Here is a 14218-nt window from a genome sequence, read left to right on the forward strand (position 1 = left end):
CCGACGCCAGCAGGCATGCGCCGAGCGGCCGACGACCGATCCCGCCGATCACGACCGCTCGGCCGCTTGCCGGTTACTGAGACACGCTCCTAGCCGGCCGCCCACGCCAGGGCGGTGGTCATCACCCGGAACGCCCCGAAGTGCGCAGCCCCGGGCTCCAGGAACAGTTCGGAGCCCGGGATGTGGTCGCCCAGCCAGCGGGAGTGGTCGACCGGCGAGAACTGGTCGTCCGCGCCGTGCCACAGCCAGGTCGGCACCCGGATCGACCCGACCTCGAACCCCCAGTCGGCGGTGAAGGCCAGCACGTCGTCGATCCAGCCGTCCGCGCCGTGCCGGAACGCCTCCCGGTAGTTGCTCTGCAGCATCTGCCGCAGCCCGCTGTCCGCCACCACCTCCCGGTCGGCGGGGGAGAGTTCGGTGCGCAGCCCCTTCAGCAGCCGGACCGGGTCGTCCTTGATCTGCCGCGAGCGGAACTCCATCGAGTCCGCGATCCGGCTGTGCCCGCGCTCCGCCTCCCGGTAGGCGCGGATGTTGGACGGGGTCATCCCGGCGTACCAGTCCAGGCCGGTCGCGTCGCGCGGCGCGAGGCCCACCAGCACCGCGACCCGGCTCACCCGCTCCGGCAGCAGGGCCGCGCAGGCCAGGGCGTGCGGGCCGCCGCCGGAGCGGCCGAGCACCGCGAAGCCGCCCAGCCCCAACTCGTCGGCGATGGTGCGGACATCGGCCGCCGCGTGGGCCACCCGGCGGTTGAACAGCCGGGTGGAGTCGCCGTAGCCGGGCCGGTCGTAGGAGATCAGCCGCACCCCCAGCCGGTACAGCACGGTGCTGCGCGGGTGCGGGCCGACCCGGCTGCCGGGCATGCCGTGGAGCAGGAACACCGGACGGCCGCGCGGGTCGCCGAGGGACTCGACGGCAAGGGCGCGACCGTCCGCCGTTTTGACCATCCGTAACGCCACGCGTTCCTCCTCAGTGCTCCCGGTCGGTGGTGGTGCGCACCTCCCGGCGGGCCTGCCAGGTGGTGTGCTCGCGGGACACCGCGTCCTCGGCGTCCCGGGCCAGCCGGGCCCAGATCTCCTCGGCGTCCACCGACTCAAGGTCCAGTTGGGCGAGTTGGAAGCGGATCAGCTCCAGCTCGTCGGCCGCCAGCCCGTACGCGGCGGCCAGGGGGCGGTACTGGCGCAGCTGCGCCCAGGCGGTGACCGAGGCGGCCACCGCGGAGACCGTGCCCAGCGCGTCGTAGGTGTAAGCGCCGAGCGCCCGCAGCACCGCTAGCACCAGGCCCAGCGCCGGCAGCAGCACGCCCAGCACGCCCGCCCAGTGCCCGGCCCGGGCGCAGTAGCGGGCCTTGGCGCGGTACCAGTCGTGCTGCACCCGGATCCGCTCGTTCAGGTACACCTCGCGGCGCACCGCCAGCGGCTGGTTGCGCAGGTCGCGCATGGCCTCGGTGATCCCGGCGTGCTCCGCCCCCGGACCCGGCACGGCGACCGGGCTGTCCCGGAAGGCGCCGAGCACCCGGTCGAGCTGGAAGCGGTACAGGCCCTCGGCGTCCGGCAGGCTGCGCGGCGGCGGCTGGTAGGCGTCGGCCCGGACGGCGAACTTCCAGGCCAGCGTCTTCACCGACTCGGCGGCGGCCCGGCCCTCGTACCAGAGGCCCTGCGGGTTCTGCCGGCTGATCACCACGGCCAGTGCCATCGCGCCCAGGTAGGCCGCGGCCGCCGGCCAGGCCCAGGGCTCGCCGTCGGCCGAGCCGGTCGCCGCGGCGACCAGCAGCAGGAGCAGCTCCCAGGCGGAGAGCAGCACCGCGCGGCGCTGGCCCCGCAGGGAGGCCGTGTCGGCGGTCCAGAAGAACTCGGGCAGCAGCTCGCGCTCGCGCACCCACCCGGTCCGTCCCGCACCAGACGCCATGTTCGGCCCCCACCCGTCGCTCCGGTCGCACCGCTCTCCTGCCCCGGGCGGCTTCCCGGTACGCCTCACGGGCCGCGGGGCCGCCCGCATTGGCCGGGAAGCCCCGGTGGTTTGTCCGATACGCCCCGTGTTCGGCCCGGCACCCAGCGTGGGCCGGGATCGGCCCCCGGCGTGCGTCAGTAGGTGTAGAGGATGCGCTCGGCGTTCTCGGCCATCTGCTCGGCGTTCCACTCGGTGCCGCCAGGGACGTTGCCGGAGCGGAACAGCGGCGGGGCGGGGGCGTCCCCGGCGGCGGCCCGGTCGGCCAGTCGGCCGACCGCGGAGGCGACCACGGCCTGCATCAGCGCGCTGGTCACGATGGTGGAGACCGGGCCGAAGGAGGTCTCGGCGCCCGGGTGGGTCAGCTCGCCGTCGCCGACCGCCACCTTGCTGTCCAGCACCACGTCGCAATGGTCCTTCAGGTAGCTGCCGGAGGGGTGCGCGGAGGGCACCTCGCCCGGGTATGCCAGCGAGGTCAGCCCGATCACCTTCAGGCCGCGGTCCCGGGCGTGGCGGGCCAGCTCGACCGGCATCACCTGACGGCCGGACAGCGAGATCAGGAACAGCAGGTCCCCGGCGGTCGCCGGGGTGAGGTCCAGGGTGGCGGTGGCCAGCCCGGGGACCCGCTCCAGGGCGGAGGCCAGCGGCGCGGGCATCGTCGTCACCCCGGCCATCCCGGGCACGTTCAGCAGGTTCATCGGGACCAGCCCGCCGGCCCGGTAGACCACGTCCTGGGCCGGCAGCGAGGAGTGCCCGGCGCCGAAGGTGAACACCCGGCGGCCCGCGGAGATCGCCTCCGCCAGCAGGGCGGCGGCCGCCTCGATGGCGTCGGCCTCCTCCTCGCGGACCCGCCGCAGGTGATCGATCGCGGCGTCGAAGTACCTGCCGACCAGGTCGTTCATCGGTTGCCTCCGCTCTCTGCCGGTGAGGGCGCCGGCCGGTGGGGCGGCCGGGGTGGTCCAGACCGCCAGTGGAGAAAGCTACGGCGAGCACGGTCGCGCCCCGGCAGCACAGCTGTCAACAGGAACGAAAACCGGTACCGGAAACCCCTGGGCGGGCCCGCTTGTCGGTGCGGTACGTCAGAATTGGCGGTGAGGACACCGAAGAACGGAGCCAGCGGCGATGTCTGGGCTGATCGACACCACTGAGATGTACCTTCGCACCATCCTGGAACTGGAGGAAGAGGGCATCGTCCCGATGCGCGCCCGGATCGCCGAGCGCCTGGAGCAGAGCGGTCCCACGGTCAGCCAGACGGTCGGCCGGATGGAGCGCGACGGCCTGCTCCAGGTCGCGGGGGACCGCCACCTCGAACTCACCGAGGAGGGCCGCCGACTCGCGGTGCGCGTCATGCGCAAGCACCGCATCGCCGAGTGCCTGCTGGTCGACGTGATCGGCCTGGAGTGGGAGCAGGTGCACGAAGAGGCCTGCCGCTGGGAGCACGTGATGAGCGAGACGGTCGAGCGCAAGGTGCTCGCCATGCTCGGCCACCCGACCCAGTCCCCGTACGGCAACCCGATCCCGGGCCTGGACGAGCTGGGCGACGCCAAGGCCGAGGGTGAGGGCTTCGACGCCGCGCTCGTCCCGCTGGACACCGTCAAGCCGGGTGCCGCGGGGGCCAGCGTGGTGGTCCGCCGGATCGGCGAGCCGATCCAGACCGACAGCGAGCTGATGAGCACCCTGCGCCGGGCCGGCGTTCGGCCGGGCTCCACGGTGAAGGTGAGCACCGGTGTGGCCGGTGTGCTGGTCGGCACCGGGGACACCGCGGCGGAGCTGGGCAAGGACATCGCCCAGCACGTGTTCGTCGCCCAGGCCTGACCCGTCCGGCCTGACCTGTCCGTCCGGCCTGACCCGTCCGTCCGGCCGGAACGACCGGCACGGACGGCAGCGGCCGACAGGAAACGACAACGGCCGGTACGAACGATCAGGGCCCGCTGCTCCCCGTGCAGCGGGCCCTTCCCGTCCTCCCCGGTTCCCTCCCGGTCCCCTCCGTTCCCTCCCGTCCCTCCCGTTTCCCCTCCACCGCCTCGCCCGGCTTCCCCGTCCGAGCGACCCTTCCGGCGTCCCCTCACACCGCAATTCCTCCCCTCGGCCGATCATGGCAATCCTTGAGCGCTGTCACTCGTACGAGGGGCTTCTTAGCTTGATCAGCGGGTAGATCCGGGTCTTATCCGCACATGCGTGTGACGGGCCCCGCCTCCGGTGGGAGACAAGGCCCGTCACTCGCGCGCGTGGTGTCGCGCGGTGCACGCCCTCACCCGATCGGGCGCGGGGCGGCAGGATCCGGGGGTCAGACGCCGGCCGGCTGGGCGGCCTGGGCGTGCTGCGCGGGCGCCTCGCGGCCGCACGCGTAGGCGAGCGGGCTGATCAGCTCGGCGGCGTCCGGCAGCCAGCGGTTGAGCGCGGAGGGGGAGCGGGCCCACTGGGCGTAGCCGGTGGAGCCGATCCGGGACGGCGGGGCGACCGTCCAGTCCCCCTCGCCGCGGGCGACCAGATCCAGCCGTCCGGGCGGCCAGCCCAGCTTGCGGAGCATCTCCGGCAACTTGGCCGCGACCCCGGGCAGCACCAGGAAGTGCAGTCGCCGCCCCACCCGGCCGGGCGCGGCGGGCAGCACCACGACCGGGCCGAGCTGGAGGTCCATCCGCTCCATCCGGGCCAGCGCCAGGCACCCGGCGGTCTCCGGGACGTCCAGGACGTCGAAGGACCGGCCGGTGGGCAGCAGGATCGAGGCCTTGGGCCGTTCGGTCCACCAGCGGCGCACCGCGCCCGGCCCGGCGCTCGCCTTGCGGGCCCAGTCCGCGTCCAGCGGGTGGGCACCCGGCAGCGCGCAGCGCGGGTCGCCGCAGGAGCAGTGGGCGGGTCCGTCGCCGTCGATCAGCCAGGCGCCCGGGGCCACCTCCCAGTGGCGGTTCTCGGCGTAGCCGACGGCTTCGATCAGCATCGGGGGCAGGCCGGCGTTCTCGTCCTGGCCGGGGGCGTCGGGGATGTCTTCCACGCGCTGCTCAACTACCGTGTGTGAGGCTGGTTACGGCCCGGCGTGGCCCGGTCGGGCGCATCCCGGCAATGTCACCCGAACCGGTGACTCAAGCGAGTTGGAGCGGGCGGAGGCAGGCGCAGCGGGGGCGCACGGAAGCATTTCCCAGGGCGCGCGGGGGGTGCGGTTCGTCACCGTGGGTATCCCGCTGGCGTTGCTGATCGCTAACCTTGTGTCAGATTCCTTGGACGGTCGGACAGTCGGCAACAGATCAGCAGAATCGTCGCCCGCCGGCCGGGACCGGAGGGTGTGGGGAGGCGAAGCCCAATGGCCGCGAGACCACTCGTCGCACGACAGCCCAACGAGCGTCTGCAGCAACTGATCCAGGAGGCCAGCTGCTCCAACGCGGGCCTGGCGCGCAGGGTCAACCTGTGCGGCGCGGAGCACGGACTGGACCTGCGTTACGACAAGACCTCCGTGGCCCGCTGGCTGCGCGGGCAGCAGCCGCGCGGGCAGGCGCCGGCCGTGATCGCCGAGGCCCTGGGCCGCAAGCTCGGCCGCAGCGTGTCGGTCGAGGAGATCGGCATGGCCGACGGCAAGAACCTCAGCTCCGGCATCGGGTTGCAGTTCGCGCCGACCCTGAACGCGGCCCTGGAGCAGGTGTGCGAGCTGTGGCGCAGTGACGTCGGCCGGCGGGACTTCCTGACCGGGGCGACGGTCGCCGCCTCGGCCCTGGTGGAGCCCAGCCGGGACTGGCTGATCACCCCGCCCGACCCGGTGGTGGCGCGCAGCGGCGGCCCCCGGGTCGGCCCGACCGACGTGGCCGCGATCAAGGCCACCACCGCGATGCTGGTCGACCTGGACCACCGCTTCGGCAGCGGGCACGTCCGCCCGGTGGTCGTGCACTACCTCAACTCGGTGGTCTCCGGCCTGCTCGGCGGCGCCTACCGGGAGGAGACCGGTCGCCAGCTCTTCGCCGCGGTGGCCCGGCTGACCGAGCTGGCCGGCTACATGGCGGTGGACACCGGGCAGCCCGGGCTGGCCCAGCGCTACTACATCCAGGCCCTGCGGCTGGCCCAGGCCGCCGACGACCGGGGCTACGGCGGCTACGTGCTGGCCGCCTCGATGAGCCACCTGGCGGCCACCCTCGGCAACCCGCGGGAGATCGCCCAGCTGGCCCGCGCGGCCCAGGAGGGCGCCCGGACGGTCGCCACCCCGACGGCGATGGCGATGTTCTACGCCGCCGAGGCCCGCGGCCACGCCCTGCTCGGCGACGCCCGTTCCTGCGAGGCGGTGTCGGCCAAGGCGCTGGAGATGATGGAGAAGCGCCGCGCGGAGGACGACCCGGACTGGATCGCCCACTTCGACGACGCCTACCTCGCCGACGAACTCGCCCACTGCCACCGGGACCTGGAACAGGCCGGTAAGGCCGAGCACTACGCCCGCCGGGCGCTCGACCTGCACCCGCCGACCCGGGTCCGCCGTCGGGCGGTGGACCTGGTGCTCCTCGCCACCGCCCAGCTCCAGCAGCGCGACCTGGAGCGCGCCTGCGAGACGGGCACCCAGGCGGTGCGGCTGCTCAGCGGGCTGCGCTCCAACCGGGGCGTGGAGTACCTGGACGAGTTCCGGCGCCGGCTGGAGCCCTACCGGGAGCAGCGGGTGGTGCGCGAGTTCCACGCCCGGGCGGACGCGGAGGCGGCCTAGGGCCTGTCCTGGGGCCCGTCGGACGGCGGGACGGGTCCTGGGATCGTCTGTGCAGGGAGCGTGTGGGATTGTCCCGCCCACGTGGTCACCCGGTGAGGCGAACCGGTAGCGTGGGCGCGACGTCCAAGGAACTGTGATGCTCCCAAGAACCGACGAGATGTGGTCCGCCGTCAGCCCGCGGTCCGGCCCAGGTGAGGAATCGCGTTGAGCCAGCGCCGGTCGTACCCCAACTCGGGTGACTTCAACCTGGACGATCTGTTCCGTCCGGAGCCCGGCCAGCCCCAGGGCCAGCCGGGCCATCCGCAGGGCCCCACGGCCGTGCCGCCGGTCGGGCAGCCGTCCGGGCAGCCGGAGTACCTCGGCGAGGGCGCGCACGCGATGCCGACCCAGGCCGTGCCGGCCCAGCAGCCCCCGTGGGGCGCCGCGCCGCAGCCGGGTTACGGCGTTCCGCATCCCGAGGCCCCGGAGACCCAGCACCTGCCGCCGTACCCGGCGGGCGACCCGCAGGGCGGCTACCCGGTGCAGCAGCCCGGTTACGGCATCCCGCCGCAGGCCGGGCCCGGCTACCAGGGCTACGCGCCGCAGCCGCAGCAGCCGGTGTATCCCGCGCAGGGCTATGGCCAGGAGGCCTATGGCCAGGAGGCTTACGGCCAGAACAACTACAGGCCGGACCCGGACGCCACCCAGGTCGGCGGCTCCGCCCGCGGCGGCCGCCCGTCCGGCAAGCTGATCATCGGCGGTGTGGTGGCGGGCTGCGCGGCGGCCGGCGTGCTGGTCGCCGTGCTGATGAGCGGCGGCGGGAACGACACCAAGGGCGCCCAGAAGACCACCCCGGTCGCCGCCACCGGCAACAGCACCGCGCCCGGCACGGCGAGCGCGAGCGGCTCCGGCGCGGCGGTCGACCCGGAGGTCAAGGCCCAGGCGCAGCCGCTGTCGGACCTGCTGGGCACGGCGAGCGACAGCCGCAGCTCGGTGGTCTCCGCGGTCGCCTCGGTGCAGAAGTGCGACAAGCTCCCGGACTCGCAGCAGGCCCTGGCCGCCGCGGCCGGCAAGCGGCGCGAGCTGCAGACCAAGCTCGGCCAGCTGAAGACCGACAAGCTGCCCGGCGGCCAGCAGCTGATCGACCAGCTCAACGCCGCCTGGACGGCCTCGGCCCAGGCCGACGACGAGTACGCGGCCTGGGCGACGGACGCCCAGGCCTCCTGCGACCCGAAGAAGCCGGACACCGGCAACCAGCACTACAAGAACGCCGTCCAGGCCAGCGGCACGGCGACCACCGCGAAGAAGCAGGCCTCGACCCTGTGGAACGCGATCGCCACCCAGACCGGGCTGCCCAGCCGGGGCGACGGCGACCTGTAGCGGCGCCCCGCCCCGAGCGCCCAAAGGCGAGCAGGCGAGTGAACGGGCGGGCCCGGCCGGGCCCGCCCGTTCGACGGCTTCGCCGGTCAGGCCGGGGGACGGCCCCCGGTGAGCACCCAGCGGACGTCGACGAAGCCCGGCTGCTGCAGGGTCATCCGGCCGTTCTTGACCACCTGGTAGGTGACCCAGGTGTTCACCAGCCGCGGCGACTCGGTGCTGGGCAGCATGTTGGTGGTGCCCCAGTTCAGCGGCGGGGTGAGGCCCACGTCGATGCCCTCGCCGCTGTCCAGCAGCGCGGTGATCGACTTCGCGGTGACCGGCTTGCCGGCCGCCGACAGCTTCTCGGACACCGACCGGAACACCTCGTAGGCGACCCAGGTGGTCTGCACGCCGGGGTCGGAGACGTCGATGGGCCGCCCGCCGGTGGTGTCGGAGCGCACCACCGCGCGCAGCCCGTCCCAGACCTTGGCCGACTCCGGCGGGTACCAGCCGGAGACGAACGCGCCGGACAGCGGGCCGGAGTCGCCGCCGGTGGAGTCGACCACCGACTGCTGGACGCTGCCGATCACCGAGGCGATCCGGGTGTTCTTCGGGTTCTGCCGCCGGTAGGAGTCCAGCAGGTTGCCGGTCGGCTCGGCGGCCAGGGCGCTGGTGATGCAGTTGCCCGGGTCGTCCCTGCCGATCGCCTTGCGGACCCACTGGGTGTAGTCCGAGGACTGCTCGGGCGTCTTGACGTCCAGCAGCTTGATCCCGGCCGGCTTGAGCGCGTTACCCAGGTAGCCGAGCAGGTTGTCACCGGCCGGGGTGTCCGGGCGGACCAGCGAGACGGCCTTGCAGCCGGCGTCGACCAGCTGGCGGCCGCTGCCGGCGATCAGCGCGGGCATCCCGCCGTCCACCGGGTAGGACAGTGGGCTGGAGAACTCGGGCTGGGAGAGGCCGTACCCGCCGATCAGCGGGATGCCGGCGCGCTCCAGCAGCGGCATGAAGGCGTCGCCCCACTGGCTGTAGGAGCCGATCACGGCGACCGCCTTGGCGTCCACCGCCTGCTGGGCGCAGGCCTTGGCGCCATCCGCCCGGTTGTGCTCGTTGCAGGTGATCACGTGCAGCCGGTGGCCGTTTAGCCCGCCCTTGATGTTGACGTCCTGGCCGATCGCCTCGGCGAGCGCGGTCATGCCGGGGCGGTCGGCCGAGCCGGTGTCGGACGGGGCCCAGGTCATCACGGTCAGCTCGTCGGCACTGCTGGAGGCGTCGGCCGATCCGCCGCACGCGGAGGCCGAGAAGAGGGTGGGGAGCAGCACCGCGGCGGTCACCGCGGCGGCGATCGGGCGCCGACGGCGGCGTCGGGCGATCGGGGGACGGGCCCGGAACGAGTCCCTTCGGCTGGTCATCGGTCTTCCCTCTCTGGGCGCCATCCGGCGCACCGGAACCAGCCAAGCCCGGGAGCCACAAGCCGAGAGGGCCGAAATGCGAACGTTCGGCAAACGGGAGCTGAAATCCGAAGAGGTACGCGTGTAGATCGCGAGTGGAGCACGAACAGAGGGGGAACGTACGATCGTTCACCATGTCCGCCAGCACAGATTCTTCGCACAGGTCTGCCCGAAACCCTTCTCGTCCGGGCCACCGCTCCAGCACGATGGGCGGCATGCCCCTCAACGACCTGCCCTGGTGGCGCTGGCGAGCGCGACTGCGCTCGGCGCTGCACATGCTGTCCGACCCCGGATTCCAGCAGGAGGCCTGGCTGGCCGGCCGCGAGGGGTACGGGGACGTGACCGACGCCGTCTACCGGCTGGTCGAGGACACCTGGCTGGACCGCTGGTCGGCCGAGAAGTACGTGGGCACGATGTTCCGCGACTCCGCCGAGGCCGCCCTGGTCGACGTCGCGGTGCTGCGCGCGGTGCAGATGCTGCACGAGGTCGGCGCGGACGCCCCGGCCTCCGCCTACCTCGGCCACCCCGGCTGGGCGGAGACCGTCCGGGCCGCCCGGGAGGCGCACGTCGCGCTGGCCGTCGGCGACGGGGACGACCCGGACGCGGCGCCCAAGTCGCTGGACGTGCTGCGCATCCTCACCCAGGTCTGAGGCTGTCCGTCGGGCAGCGCCGTCCCGCAGTTCGGGCAGCGGGGCGGCGACTGTCCAGGATGTGACACGCTGGACCATCCACCCACGTACGACATCAGGACGGGATACCCCCAGTGGAACAGCAGCCGGTCAGCGCCCAGTACGTCCTCACGCTGTCCTGCCCCGACAAGCAGGGCATCGTCCACGCTGTCTCCAGCTACCTCTTCATGACCGGCTGCAACATCATCGACAGCCAGCAGTTCGGGAACGGGGACAGCGGCCTGTTCTTCATGCGGGTGCACTTCTCCGCCCCCGAGCCGGTCACCGCCGACGAGCTGCGGGCCAGCTTCGCCGCGATCGGTGTCTCCTTCGGGATGGACTGGCAGATTCACCCGACCGAGCAGCGGATGCGGATCATCCTGATGGTCAGCAAGTTCGGGCACTGCCTGAACGACCTGCTCTACCGCACCCGGATCGGCGCGCTGCAGGTGGAGATCGCCGCGGTGGTCTCCAACCACACCGACCTGCGGGACCTGACCGAGGGCTTCGGCATCCCGTTCCACCACATCCCGGTCACCAGGGACACCAAGGCCGAGGCCGAGCGGCAGCTGCTGGACCTGGTCGCCAAGGAAGACGTCGAACTGGTCGTGCTGGCCCGCTACATGCAGGTGCTCTCCGACCAGCTGTGCACCGAGCTGTCCGGCCGGGTGATCAACATCCACCACTCCTTCCTGCCGAGCTTCAAGGGCGCCAAGCCGTACCACCAGGCGCACGCCCGAGGCGTGAAGCTGATCGGCGCCACCGCGCACTACGTCACCGCCGACCTCGACGAGGGCCCGATCATCGAGCAGGAGGTGGCCCGGGTCACCCACGACGTCAGCCCGGACCAGCTGGTCGCGCTCGGCCGGGACGTCGAGTGCCAGGCGCTGGCCCGCGCGGTCAAGTGGCACAGCGAGCACCGGGTGCTGCTGGACGGCGCCCGTACGGTCGTCTTCGCGTAATCCCGGCTACGGCCGCGAGAGCAGCGGCAGCGCGTGCAGCACCTCGCGCACCGCGGCCCGGTCGCCGTGCTCGCCCACCGGCAGCCGGTCCGGATCGCGGTGCGCGGCGGCCAACTGGCACAGCTCCAGGCCGTCCAGCACCATCGAGGCCACCGGCTCCCCGCCGGGCGGCCCGGCCTCCGGACCGTCCAGCGGCACCAGCCACTCGCCGGCCGCCGGACCGTCCACCACCAGCCGCAGCCGCCGGCCGCCCACGGCGCCGTCGGCCGTCGGGCTCCCGGCCGACGTACCCGGCGCCCCGGCGTGCTCGGGGCGCGCCGCGCGCAGCCCGGCCAGCGCCTGGGGGAGCAGCCGGACCACCAGCTCCACCATCTGCCGTAGGTGCTGCGGGGCCGGCGGGTCGTACGGGTAGGCGACCGCTCGGGCCACGTCCTCGCCGTGCACGTAGCGCTCCAGGGCGCGGTCCACGAAGGCGTCGCGCAGCGGCAGCACCGCGAAGCCGAGGTCGACCGGGGCGCCGCCCTGCGGGGCGAGCGCGGCACCGCGCACCAGGTCGTGGGTCTGCCGCCGCCACCTGGAGCGCACCGACTGCGGCGGCAGGTCGGACTGGTCGGCGAGCAGCCGCGCGGCGCGCGCGGTGAGCGCGGCGTACGGGCCGCCCTGGGGCGGGACTCGCGGCGCCGGGACGGCCGTCTCCTGCGGCGGCACCCGCCGCTCGGCCGGCGGGGCGGGCACGGGCGCAGCCGCAGTGGCCGGCACCGGGTCGGGCAGGCCGAGCGCGAGCGCCAGCACGCCGTCCACGGCGGTCAGCCGGCCCAGTACCTCGGCCGGGCGCAGCCGCTCGGTGCCGCCGTGCCAGGGCAGTTCGGCCACCTCCTGCCACTCCTCCGGGCCGAGGTCGCGCAGCAGCGCGTCGAGCTTGGCGGTCTCCGCGGTGTACGGCATCCCCCAGGCGGGGACGGGCAGTTCGGCCGGGCGGCGGGCCAGGCACCAGTCCAGCACCTGCTGGCGCAGTGAGCCCGGCTGGTCCAGCGGCTCGTCCAGGGAGAGCCAGCCGGCCGCGTCGCGCAGCCGTGCCGCCTCCCGGGCGCACTCCGGGCAGTCGCGCAGGTGCTGCTCCAACTCGGCGGCCTCGCGCGGCGGGCAGGCACCGAGGGCCCAGGCGCCGAGCAGCGAGCGCTGGGCGTCGTGCTGCTCCTCGGAGTTGTTCACCTGTTCCCGTCCTCGTCCTGGCGGGCGCGCTCGTCGGCCAGTTCGGTGGCCAGCAGTTCCAGGCCGAGCCGCATCCGCTGCTTGGCGGCCTGCTCGCTGATGCCGAGCATCCGGGCCGTCTCCTGGTAGGTGCGGCCGTCGTAGTACGTCACCGCGATGGTCTCACGCAGGGGTTGCGGCAGGGAATCGACCACGTACTGCACGCGCGCGGCGGTGGCCACGGTGCGGATCTCCTCCTCGGCCGCGCCGGGGCCGCCGCCCCCGGTCCACTCGGCGGCGCGCCGCGCCCGCAGCCGCTCGACCGCGCGGCGGTGGGTGAGCGCGCCGAGCCAGGAGCGCAGCGAGCCCTGGGCGGGGTCGAAGTCCTCGGGGTGTTCCCAGACGTGGGCGAATATCTCCCGGGTGAGCTGGGCGGCGGCCGCCTGGTCGGCGAGTACCCGCCCGGCCAGGCCGTGCACCATCGGCGCGAGCTGGTCGTAGAGTTCGCCGAGCGCGGTCTCCTCGCCGCGGGCGAGGCGCCGCTGCAACTGCTCGTCCCAGCGCGGAGTGCGGTCAGGGGTGGCCATCGGGAACCACCCTCCTGCCCGGTTCGCTGGCGTTACCCAACGGTATCCCGTGGCCGGTTCGCGGTGGGAGGGAATCCGGCAAGGTCCGGTGGATCGTCACATGGTTGGACGGTCCGCTCGTGGGACGGTCCGCCGACGGCGCCGTTCGAGGTCGGCTGGACATATGTCGCACGGGTGGTTCGCGAGTGGCGGGCGGGGTGCGGGGGGTGTCCGGCGGTAGGTTCCCGCCTGTAGGACCGGCAGGTCGGCCCGGGTCGGACGAGTGCCGGTGCGAGGCTCGCGAGAGTGAACGGGACAGTATGCACTGCCCTGTCCCCCGATCGCCGGAATATGCCCGAAGCGCTTGCTGCGGTCCGCCCGCCCACCCATCCTGAGGCGTATTCGTGTCGCGGCCGGTGCGCGACCGACGAGTTGGCGCGGACGAGTCGGTGCCAGGCGGACGGGTCGGCGAGCGCCCGGGTGAGCCTCGGGTGGCACCGGGCGATGTGCGAGGGCCGCCGGCCGATCCGGCCCGATCGGGACGATGGCCGAACTGCGAGTGCGGGTGGTGGAGCGGTGCAGGTTCTTCAGGTACAGCTTGCGGTGCAGGCGGACCCCGCCGAGGTCGGCCGGGCCCGTCGGTGGGTGCGCTCGCGGCTGCTGAACCACGGCGTGGACCCGGACGAGCCGATCGCCGAGACGGTCGTGCTGGTGGTCTCGGAACTGGTGACCAACGCCGTGGTGCACACCGGCTGTCCGGCCGTGCTGAGACTCTGTCTGCCGCTGGCCGACGGTGCGGCGCAGGACGGTCCGGCCGGCCCGCTGCGGGTGGAGGTGGCCGACGCGAGTCAGGCCGCCCCAGCCCCGCGGCACGCCGGGGCGGACGAGGACGCCACCAACGGGCGGGGCCTGGAACTGGTCGAGCTGCTCTGCGAGCGCTGGGGTTGGTACCCGGACGGCTCGGGCAAGCGGGTCTGGTGCGAGATCGGCGCGGAGGCCCGCCCGGCCGATCCGCTGGAGGGCGCGGACTGGGCGGCTTTGGCGCAATAGCGGCTTTCGGTGCGGTCCCCGGTCGGTGCCGATCACCGGCCGAAAGGTGACGCAACCATTCCGAATTTCGGACTACCCATTGACGTGACGTATCCGACTGATCACGCTTGGGTGCGGCTCTCCGTTGCGAGGGGACGCCGAGGGGATGTCCGTCCGCCGCCATGGTGCTGCTGTCCAGGGGGATCGCGCCAGCAGGGGGGACCGTGGACCGCCGGTCGCAGGCCTTTCCTCGGCGAGTGCGGAGGCCGCGGCGCGGGTTCAGGGCCCGCGCGTCGCGATCGGATGGCGGCCTGCCACGCTGCGCTCGGGGTGCGCGCGGTCGGCCGCCGTCCGTGGCGCCCTGCGGGAGCGGCGAATTCAGGCCAACCGCCAGTCT

Annotated in this window: 13 protein-coding genes; 6 read left to right on the plus strand and 7 right to left on the minus strand. The window is 73.6% G+C overall.

The window, feature by feature from the left end:
- Nucleotides 1-89 precede the first annotated feature (89 nt).
- From ACGF12_RS24205 to ACGF12_RS24215, 3 genes are all read right to left on the minus strand, one after another.
- Nucleotides 90-944, minus strand: coding sequence for an alpha/beta fold hydrolase (locus tag ACGF12_RS24205; RefSeq protein ID WP_393033860.1), 855 nt, complete (start codon nucleotides 942-944; stop codon nucleotides 90-92).
- A gap of 22 nt (nucleotides 945-966) precedes the next feature.
- Nucleotides 967-1875 (minus strand): DUF4231 domain-containing protein, encoded by a 909-nt coding sequence (locus ACGF12_RS24210; RefSeq protein WP_393033718.1) that lies wholly within the window; start codon nucleotides 1873-1875, stop codon nucleotides 967-969.
- Between the two features lie 206 nt (nucleotides 1876-2081).
- The gene (locus ACGF12_RS24215; protein ID WP_393033721.1) at nucleotides 2082-2846 is read right to left on the minus strand and encodes a sugar isomerase domain-containing protein; all 765 of its coding nucleotides are present in this window, start codon (nucleotides 2844-2846) and stop codon (nucleotides 2082-2084) included.
- Nucleotides 2847-3066: 220 nt separating this feature from the next.
- Here ACGF12_RS24215 and ACGF12_RS24220 point away from each other — a divergent pair, with 220 nt between their 5' ends.
- Complete coding sequence (locus tag ACGF12_RS24220; RefSeq protein ID WP_393033724.1) at nucleotides 3067-3759, plus strand: metal-dependent transcriptional regulator; 693 nt, start codon at nucleotides 3067-3069, stop codon at nucleotides 3757-3759.
- Nucleotides 3760-4231: 472 nt separating this feature from the next.
- Here the strand turns inward: ACGF12_RS24220 and ACGF12_RS24225 are convergent, their stop codons facing one another.
- On the minus strand, nucleotides 4232-4882 hold the full coding sequence (locus ACGF12_RS24225) for a bifunctional DNA primase/polymerase (protein ID WP_393033863.1): 651 nt from the start codon (nucleotides 4880-4882) through the stop codon (nucleotides 4232-4234).
- A 360-nt stretch (nucleotides 4883-5242) separates the two neighbouring features.
- On the opposite strand from ACGF12_RS24225, the gene ACGF12_RS24230 reads away from it, so the two are divergent.
- Together ACGF12_RS24230 and ACGF12_RS24235 are read left to right on the plus strand one after the other, a co-directional pair.
- Nucleotides 5243-6619: a transcriptional regulator gene (locus tag ACGF12_RS24230; protein ID WP_393033727.1), complete on the plus strand. Its 1377-nt coding sequence runs from the start codon at nucleotides 5243-5245 to the stop codon at nucleotides 6617-6619.
- A gap of 204 nt (nucleotides 6620-6823) precedes the next feature.
- Entirely contained in the window at nucleotides 6824-7978 is a 1155-nt protein-coding gene (locus tag ACGF12_RS24235; RefSeq protein WP_393033730.1) for a hypothetical protein, read from the plus strand.
- Nucleotides 7979-8064: 86 nt separating this feature from the next.
- On the opposite strand, the gene ACGF12_RS24240 is transcribed toward ACGF12_RS24235, so the two are convergent.
- Nucleotides 8065-9366: an ABC transporter substrate-binding protein gene (locus ACGF12_RS24240; RefSeq protein ID WP_393033733.1), complete on the minus strand. Its 1302-nt coding sequence runs from the start codon at nucleotides 9364-9366 to the stop codon at nucleotides 8065-8067.
- Between the two features lie 173 nt (nucleotides 9367-9539).
- Here ACGF12_RS24240 and ACGF12_RS24245 point away from each other — a divergent pair, with 173 nt between their 5' ends.
- On the plus strand, nucleotides 9540-10055 hold the full coding sequence (locus ACGF12_RS24245) for a hypothetical protein (RefSeq protein WP_393033736.1): 516 nt from the start codon (nucleotides 9540-9542) through the stop codon (nucleotides 10053-10055).
- Nucleotides 10056-10168: 113 nt separating this feature from the next.
- On the plus strand, nucleotides 10169-11035 hold the full coding sequence (gene purU / locus ACGF12_RS24250) for a formyltetrahydrofolate deformylase (RefSeq protein ID WP_393033738.1): 867 nt from the start codon (nucleotides 10169-10171) through the stop codon (nucleotides 11033-11035).
- Between the two features lie 6 nt (nucleotides 11036-11041).
- Here purU and ACGF12_RS24255 read toward each other — a convergent pair whose 3' ends face one another.
- Both ACGF12_RS24255 and ACGF12_RS24260 read right to left on the minus strand, forming a co-directional pair.
- A complete protein-coding gene (locus ACGF12_RS24255) occupies nucleotides 11042-12247 on the minus strand; it encodes a zf-HC2 domain-containing protein (protein WP_393033741.1) in 1206 nt (401 codons plus the stop codon).
- Complete coding sequence (locus tag ACGF12_RS24260; RefSeq protein WP_393033744.1) at nucleotides 12244-12813, minus strand: sigma-70 family RNA polymerase sigma factor; 570 nt, start codon at nucleotides 12811-12813, stop codon at nucleotides 12244-12246. The genes ACGF12_RS24255 and ACGF12_RS24260 overlap by 4 nt, the downstream gene beginning before the upstream one ends.
- Before the next feature lie 555 nt (nucleotides 12814-13368).
- Between ACGF12_RS24260 and ACGF12_RS24265 the strand changes: the two genes are divergently transcribed.
- Nucleotides 13369-13842 (plus strand): ATP-binding protein, encoded by a 474-nt coding sequence (locus ACGF12_RS24265; protein WP_393033747.1) that lies wholly within the window; start codon nucleotides 13369-13371, stop codon nucleotides 13840-13842.
- Nucleotides 13843-14218 lie beyond the last annotated feature (376 nt).

It is taken from the genome of Kitasatospora sp. NPDC048296 (assembly GCF_043201815.1).
In the GTDB taxonomy this organism is placed as follows: Bacteria; Actinomycetota; Actinomycetes; order Streptomycetales; family Streptomycetaceae; genus Kitasatospora.

Coding starts and splice junctions, on each gene's coding strand:
- ACGF12_RS24205 (WP_393033860.1), bottom strand. CDS start 944: ATGGTCAAAACGGCGGACGGTCGCGCCCTTGCCGTCGAGTCCCTCGGC.
- ACGF12_RS24215 (WP_393033721.1), bottom strand. CDS start 2,846: ATGAACGACCTGGTCGGCAGGTACTTCGACGCCGCGATCGATCACCTG.
- ACGF12_RS24220 (WP_393033724.1), top strand. CDS start 3,067: ATGTCTGGGCTGATCGACACCACTGAGATGTACCTTCGCACCATCCTG.
- ACGF12_RS24225 (WP_393033863.1), bottom strand. CDS start 4,882: ATGCTGATCGAAGCCGTCGGCTACGCCGAGAACCGCCACTGGGAGGTG.
- ACGF12_RS24230 (WP_393033727.1), top strand. CDS start 5,243: ATGGCCGCGAGACCACTCGTCGCACGACAGCCCAACGAGCGTCTGCAG.
- ACGF12_RS24240 (WP_393033733.1), bottom strand. CDS start 9,366: ATGACCAGCCGAAGGGACTCGTTCCGGGCCCGTCCCCCGATCGCCCGA.
- ACGF12_RS24245 (WP_393033736.1), top strand. CDS start 9,540: ATGTCCGCCAGCACAGATTCTTCGCACAGGTCTGCCCGAAACCCTTCT.
- ACGF12_RS24260 (WP_393033744.1), bottom strand. CDS start 12,813: ATGGCCACCCCTGACCGCACTCCGCGCTGGGACGAGCAGTTGCAGCGG.